This window comes from Streptomyces sp. 8L, from assembly GCF_020176795.1.
Taxonomy (GTDB): domain Bacteria; phylum Actinomycetota; class Actinomycetes; order Streptomycetales; family Streptomycetaceae; genus Streptomyces.
In genome coordinates this window covers 1-7,535 of the sequence record NZ_JAIUKE010000533.1, presented here as the reverse complement: position 1 = coordinate 7,535, position 7,535 = coordinate 1, and the positions used below count along the sequence as shown (strand labels likewise).

Annotated in this window: 4 protein-coding genes; 2 read left to right on the top strand and 2 right to left on the bottom strand. The window is 72.5% G+C overall.

Features of this window, described 5'->3' with window-relative positions:
• Positions 1-204 precede the first annotated feature (204 nt).
• Positions 205-3,345 (top strand): GH92 family glycosyl hydrolase, encoded by a 3,141-nt coding sequence (locus LCE31_RS33455; protein ID WP_225021192.1) that lies wholly within the window; start codon positions 205-207, stop codon positions 3,343-3,345.
• 79 nt (positions 3,346-3,424) lie between these two features.
• Here the strand turns inward: LCE31_RS33455 and LCE31_RS33450 are convergent, their stop codons facing one another.
• Positions 3,425-5,011 carry a GH39 family glycosyl hydrolase gene (locus LCE31_RS33450; RefSeq protein ID WP_225021190.1) on the bottom strand — a complete coding sequence of 529 codons (1,587 nt, stop codon included), beginning with the start codon at positions 5,009-5,011 and terminating at the stop codon, positions 3,425-3,427.
• A gap of 376 nt (positions 5,012-5,387) precedes the next feature.
• Here LCE31_RS33450 and LCE31_RS33445 point away from each other — a divergent pair, with 376 nt between their 5' ends.
• On the top strand, positions 5,388-5,906 hold the full coding sequence (locus tag LCE31_RS33445; protein ID WP_225021188.1) for a CGNR zinc finger domain-containing protein: 519 nt from the start codon (positions 5,388-5,390) through the stop codon (positions 5,904-5,906).
• Positions 5,907-5,983: 77 nt separating this feature from the next.
• Here LCE31_RS33445 and LCE31_RS33440 read toward each other — a convergent pair.
• A partial coding sequence (locus LCE31_RS33440; protein WP_225021186.1) for a M81 family metallopeptidase occupies positions 5,984-7,535 on the bottom strand: 1,552 nt, incomplete at its 5' end.

Genomic DNA, 7,535 nt, shown 5'->3' with positions numbered 1-7,535 from the left:
CTCGGCCCCGGCTCGACGCCGCCCCCAGGCCCCACCTCCGGCGGCGGCAGCCTCGGCCAGGCGGGTGCCGTCTGCGGACGAATCGGCGCATCAGGGTTCCGTCCCGCACCTTGACGGGTGATCAGTGCCCGACAAGACTGCCTCGATGGGTGACAACGATGTCACCCAGAGCAGGCGGACGCAGGGCGTGACAGGGAGGCCTCGGTGCACCGACCACGCGGCAAATGGAGCAGACTCGGGATGGGCGCGGTGGCGATCGCCGCGTGTGTGACGGCCGTTCCGGCGACGGCCTCGGCGGCGCCGGGACACACCTCGGCGCTGGCCTCCGGGCACACGTCCCTCGTGCAGGACCCGACGGCCTACGTCGACCCGATGATCGGGACGAAGAAGGGGGTCGACGCCGAGAACACCTTCCCCGGCGTCACCGCGCCCTTCGGCATGATGCAGTTCAGCCCCGACACCACCAGCGGTGCCACCGGCTACGAGTACACCTCGGACACCATCAAGGGCTTCAGCCTCGACCACTTCTCCGGCGGCTGCTCGTCGTTCGGCGACATCCCGATCCTGCCGGTCACCGGAGCGGTGGGCGACGACCCGGCCGCCCGCACGGAGCACTTCTCCCACGACGACGAGCACGCCTCCACCGGCGCCTACTCCGTCAAGCTGAAGGACTCGGGTGTCCAGGCCGACATCGGCGCGTCCACCCGGACCGGCATCGCGAACTTCCAGTACCCGAAGGGGAGCCGGGCGCAGGTCCTCGTCAAGTCGGGAACCAGCCTGGGCGGTGACCTCGCGGCCCGGGTCCAGGTCGTGAACGACCACGAGCTGCGCGGCACCACGACCCCGCACGGCCTGTGCAACAACAGCCAGTACACGATGTACTTCGACATCACCTTCAACCGGCCGTTCACCGCCCACGGCACCTGGGGCGGCGGCCGGGTCACCGCGGGCGCCGACAGCGCGCAGGGCGCCGGCTCCGGCGCGTACCTGACGTTCGACACCTCCCGCACGGCGTCCGTGGCGGCGAAGGTCGGCATGTCGTACGTCAGCACGGGCGGCGCCGCAAAGAACATGGCGGCGGAGATCCCCGGCTGGAACGTGCGGCAGGTCCAGGAGCGGACCCGCGCCGACTGGCGCGGCGTGCTCGGCAAGGTGCGCGTCGGCGGCGGCACGAAGGACCAGTTGACGACGTTCTACACATCGCTGTACCGCTCGTTCCAGTCGCCGAGCGTCTTCAACGACGTGGACCGGCGCTACATCGGTTTCGACGACAAGATCCACACCGTGGCACCCGGGCACACCCAGTACGCGACCTTCTCCGACTGGGACATCTACCGCTCGCTCGCCCCGCTCCAGACCATGATCTATCCGCGGAAGGCCGGCGACATGGCCAACTCCCTGCTGCGGGACGCCCAGCAGCAGGGCGGCTGGTGGCCGAAGTGGCCCTCGCAGAACATGACAGGCAACGTCATGAACGGCGACAACGGGGTGCCGCTCTTCGCCCAGTACGTCGCCTTCGGCGCGAAGGGCGTGGACATCAAGGACGCGCTGCCCATCATGGAGAAGGGCGCCACCACCTCGCAGAAGGTCGGCTGGGGCTGGACCGAACGGCCGGGCGTCGAGGACTACGTACGCCTCGGATACGCGCCCAACGACGCGGTCTCGCAGGGCGACCACGGCCTCCAGGGCGCGTCCGAGACCCTGGAGTGGGCCACCGACGACTTCACCATCTCCCAGCTCGCCGCGAAGGCGGGCGACCGCGGTACCGCCGCCGAGTACGCCCGGCGCGGCCAGAACTGGCAGAACATCTTCGACCCCGCCACCGGCTACCTGCGCCCCCGCGACGACAACGGCTCCTTCCCCGCGGGCCCCGGCTTCCGGACGCCGCCCGCGGGCGCCTTCGGCCAGGACGGCTACGACGAGGGCAACGCCGCCCAGTACAACTGGTCCGTACAGCAGGACATCGCGGGCCTCGTCGCCGCGATGGGCGGCAAGGACAAGGTGATCCCGCGCCTCGACACCTTCTTCAGCCAGTTGAACGCGGGCGGCAACGCCCCGTACGACTGGGCGGGCAACGAGATCGACACCACCGCCCCGTGGATGTACGACTACGTGGGCCAGCCGTGGAAGACGCAGGAGGTCACCCGCAGGTTCGAGACCGAGCTGTTCACCACCGAGCCCGACGGCCTGCCGGGCAACGACGACAACGGCGCCCTGTCGTCCGAGTACGTGTGGGCGGCGCTCGGCATGATGCCCGCGACGCCCGGCACACCGACGCTCGCGCTCAACAGCCCGCTGTTCAGAGCCGCCGACATCAGCCTCGGCACCGGACACCACATCGTCATCGACGCGCCGAAGGCGGCGACCGACGCCCCGTACGTCACCCGCATGACCCTGAACGGCCGTTCGTACGAATCGACCGCGCTGCCCGCCTCGTTCGCCACCCGCGGCGGCGATCTCGGTGTCGCGCTGTCCACCCGGCCCGACACGCACCGGGCCACCTCGGCCGCGGACGCGCCGCCCTCGTACCGCGCGTACGAGGGCCCGGCGATCGGCTATCTGACCCCGACCGGTACCCAGGTGGCGCCCGGCGGCACCAGCCTGGCCGCCACCATCGGCGTCTCGACGCTCGCGGGCGGCGCGGGCAGGGTTGGCTGGAGCGCGCACTCCGACGTCGCGGGGGTGAGTGTCACCCCGTCCTCCGGCACGCTCGACCTGAGGCATGCCGCCACCGCGAAGACGCCGGTCACGATCAAGGTCGGGCAGGACACACCGTCCGGCTACCACCCGGTCACGATCACCTTCCGCACCGCCCGCGGGCAGGCGCTGCCCGGTGGCGCCGCCGTGATCACCGTGCCGGCCGCCGACGGTGCCGCCACCGCCTGCGACACACTCGGCAGCACGGACACCGAGTGCGGACTCAAACTCCGCGACAACGGGGACGGCCACACCACCCCCGTCACCGTCGGCGGCCGGCCGGGCCGCTCCACGACGGACGGCTCGCCGTTCGAGTACTTCGACATCGACAACACCACCGTCCCCGGCGGGACGTACAGGGCGACGGTGACCGTCGACTACTACGACCACGGCACCGGCAGCTGGACCCTCCAGTACGACGCCGTCGGCAACGCCTACAAGTCGACCGCGCCGGTGGCCAAGACGGGCACCGACACATGGAAGACCGCCACCTTCACGGTCGACGACGCGGCCTTCGCGGGCGGTGAGAACGCCGGGACGGACTTCCGTCTGGCGAACAGCGGCGACACGGGGACGATCGGACGGGTCCACACCTCCGTCACCGGCGACGGTGTGCTCGCCCTGCACCTCTGCCCCGACGACAACTGAACAGCGGGAGGGCCGCCTTGAGCGAGCTCCTCCCGCACGGCGGAGGCCGGTCTCCCAAAGCGGGGGCCGGCCTTCGCCCTCAGCGCTCCTCGCGTACCAGCACCACGCTCCAGGGCGTCACCGTCTCCGCCAGAACGAAGGTCCCCGCGCCGTCCGCGGCCAGCTCGCGGCGCCGCACGTCCTCGGCGGCAGCGCGCAGCTCCGCGGTCTGCTCGCGGGTCGGGAAGTCCGGCGAACCCATCGCCCGCCAGGCCGTCGTGGCGTCACCGCTGCCCACCGCGAGGGTCTCCACCACGATCCGTGCGCCGGGCCTGAGGCCGCGCAACTCCACGCGCAGCGGGGTGTCCTCGCCCACCTGCTGCACGGCGAGCGCCTCGTCGCGGACGGCCGCCTTCGGCGGTGCGGAGCGCTGCTGCTCGGGATAGTGGTAGGCGAGCACGGCCAGCGCGCCGGTGCCGCCGTGCCGGGTCGCCACCGCGCCGGGCGCGCGGCCCAGCAGCTCGTCGCCGAGCGCGTGCAGCATGCGGTACGCGTGGAACACCGGCTTGGGCACGCCCTGGTAGGTCACCATGCCGAAGCCGCCGTGGAAGATGCCGTCGCCCGCGCCGCCCTCCTCGAACACGTCGGTGAACACCCAGTGCGCCAGCGAGTCGACCAGACCCGCCGACTCGACCTGGGACTTGACGACGAACGTCGCCGCCGGCATGTGGTCGTGCGCGTGATCGCGCGGCGAGGGGCTGGAGTTCCACTCCGTGAGATGGATCTCCGCGTCCGGGTAGGGGCCGCTGTCCACGATCTCGCGCAGCAGCCGCAGGTCCCTGACCGTCGCGTCGGACCCGCGCACGAACTCCTTGTGCTGCCCGCCGTGTCCGTCCAGGGCCCAGTCCGTGGGGTAGGGGTGGGTCGACACGAAGTCCACCGGCAGGCCGCGTGCGGCACAGAAGGCGAGGAACTCCTCCAGCCACACCGGGCGCCAGTCCAGCGCGTCCAGGTTCTCCGCGTCGAGCACCACCGCGTGCTGCGCGGTGTCCTCCCGCTCGCCCGCGAACCGGGCGTCCGGTACGAAGTTGGAGGTGGCGGGGCCGCCCACGCGCAGCCGCGGGTCCACCGCCTTCACGGCGCGCACCGTCGCCTCGTACAGCGCGAAGTACTCACTTCGGGTGCCGCGGAAGAAGTTGTGCAGGTTCGGCTCGTTCCACACCTCGAAGTACCACCGCGCGACCTCGTCCGCCCCGTAGCGGCCGATCCAGTGGCGCACGGTCGCGGTGATCAGGTCCGTCCAGGCCGCCATGTCGGTGGGCGGCGCGCCGTTGGCGCCCCACCAGAAGGTCGTCGCGTGCTCGCGGGCCAGCGCACCCGGTGAGAAGCCGAACTCGACGAACGGCCGGACACCGGACTCCAGCATCCGGTCGAACACATCGTCCACGTAGTGGAAGGTGTGGTAGATCCGGCCCGCCGCGTCCTGGCGCAGGACGAACATGTCGTCGTGGAAGAGGCCGTGGAACCGCACGTACCGGAAACCGCACCGCCCGGCGGCGTCCTTCAGGTGCTCCTGCCACCCCGCGCGCAGCCCCTCCGCGGCCCGGCCCGCACCGACGACCTCCGACCACGAGTGCGCGAGGGGCGAGCCGGGACGCGCGGCGTCCGCGGCGATGCTGATGGCCATGGCTGGTCCTTTGCGGCAGGTCGTCGGGAGGAAGCGGGGGAAAGCGGGAAAGCGGCAAAACGGAGAAAGCGGGGAAGTGGGGAAGTGGGGAAAGCGGTTGCTGACGGCCCGCGAGCCTACGGATCACCGCGCGTACCCGGCAAGATGCAGCCGACATAGTTGGCAGGGGCTCGCGGCCTGGCCGGAGCGCCGGTCTTGGACGCGGCCTGGCTAACTCTTTCATTCGACTAGAGTGGTTAGCGTGGCGGGCCCGGAGGGCGGTCCGACGGGCCGGCGGATTCGCGAAAGGTTCCGGGACCGGCGGGGGAGACCCCGGGAGAGCCCGGAGAAAAGGACCGGAAGGCCCGGAACGACCGGAGAAGGGGAGGGGCCGCGGATGGACGACGACAGCGCGCTGCTGATGGACCTGCTGAACACGACCCCTGTGGTGGAGGGCGTACCCGCCGACCGGCTCGCCGGCGACGACGCGGCGCGCGCCTGGATCGTGGAACACGGCGGACGCGCGGACCAGGGCGCTCCGGAGCGGCTGCGGGAACTGCGGGGGCTGCTCCAGGCGGTCGTGCGCGGCGAGCGGGACCCCGAGGCGCTCGGCCCGTTCCTTGAGGGCGTCGTCAAGCGGCCCGCGGTGGGCCGGGACGGCGTGGCCTGGCGGCTCGACGTCGCAGGCGACCGGGCCCTGACCGTGCGGGCGGTGCTGGCCTGGGCGGAGCTCGCGGAGCGGCTGCCCGGCCGGGTGCGGCCCTGCGCGAACCCGGAGTGCCGCCTCTTCCTGCTGGACCGCAGCCGCGCCGGCACGGCCCGCTGGTGCTCGATGGCGACCTGCGGAAACCGTCTCAAGGCGCGCCGCCACCAGGCCCGCAGGGCGACCGGGTCCGGCGGGAGCGCGGCGGGCTGACGGGGGCGGCACCGCACCGGGGCCGCCCCCGCCCGCCGAAGCCCGGCCGTGGCCGGAGCAGGTCGGAGCAGGCCGCGTCAGAGCAGGACGGGCGTCAGGTCGGGGCCCTCGCCGTCCTCGTAGGCGTGCTCGTCGAACGGGTACAGCGGGCGCGCCACCTTGTGGTGCCCGAGCCGCAGAAGATCCTGGTCGACCCCGCCGGGCGTCAGCGCGAGCAGCCAGTCCGCGGCCATGTCGTACAGCTCGGGCTCCAGGTAGCCGATCTTCACGACCACCAGGTCGAAGGTCCGCGGGTCGATGCCGAGACCGCCCCGGGCAGGACCCATGAAGTCGGCGAGCGTGTGGAAGGGCTTGCGGCGCTCGGTGACCACGACCGTGAGGCCGCCGCTGGTGATGGCGGCCATGTCGCAGCCGCGGTCGTACGCGCCGCCCCCGGCGCCGTCGGTGTCCGCGGCGCGCTGGAGCGCTGTGACCGTGCCGGTCAGCGGGTAGGGGCCGCCCTGTGTCGTGTCGACCTTGTTGCCGATCCCGAGCGTGACCTCCGCGCCGACGCCTGCCTCGAAGCAGGCGGCCACCGCGGCCGGGTCCATGATCCCCGGGTGCACGGCCGTCACCTTGCCCGAGGCGATCTCCTCACGTTCGAGCAGCTTGCCGAGCATGTACGCGAGGTCGCCCGCACCGCCCGCCGTGGGGTTGTCGCCCGAGTCGGAGATGAGGAACGGGCGCTTGTCGGACGCCACGGCCCGCTCGATGGACTCCTCCGCGCTGCCGGTGGGGCCCACGAACACGAAGTCGCGCCGCACGTCCCAGTACTGCCGGGCCAGCGACTCGGCCCTGGCCGCCGCGAGCTCGGCGTCGTCACCCGTCACCACCACGGCGGCGCGGCAGCGGGCCTGGTCGGCCCAGGCGTAGCCGACCCAGATCGCCGCGTCCACGATGCCGGGCTCGGCCTCGATGCCGGGCAGCCGCCCGTACAGGCCCTTGGCGGGCTCCAGCCGGGTGCTGGTCTTCTCGCCGGGCAGCAGGACCGGCACCTGGACCCAGGCGCGGTGCGGACGCCGGCGCCCCTCGGGCAGCAGGAGGCGCTCCACGAGCTTGCGGGCCGCCCGCTCGCGGGTGTCCCAGGCGTCCTCGTGCGGCGCCATGCGGTGCGCGGTCAGCAGGTCGAGCGGCTCGGCGAAGCGGCGCGAGACGTTGCCGTGCAGGTCCATCGCCGCCGAGGCCAGCGGGCTGCCGTGCGCCGGGTCGTCCGGGGTGCCGACGAAGTCCAGGGCCGCGCGCACGGCCTCGGTGAGGTCGCCCTCCGCGTCGTCGAGGCCGATGACGCTCATCGCTCCGTGCAGGTCGTAGACCATGCCGTCGAGCGGGCCCGCGGAGCGGATGCGCTCCACCAGCTCGTCCTTGAGCCGCAGGTACGAGTCGGCCTCGACGGGGCCGCCCGGCAGCGCCGTCGCGTGCAGCAGCGGTACCCACTCCACGAGCTCCGCCAGGTCGGAGTCCGGCCGCGTCCACGTGTAGCGGTCGAGGAGGTCCTGCACCCGGGTCTGCCAGAAGTCGTCGGCCGCGGGGCGGTGCGGGCAGAAGGTCGAGGACTCGATGCCGATCCCGCCGATCGCGATGCGCAGTCGG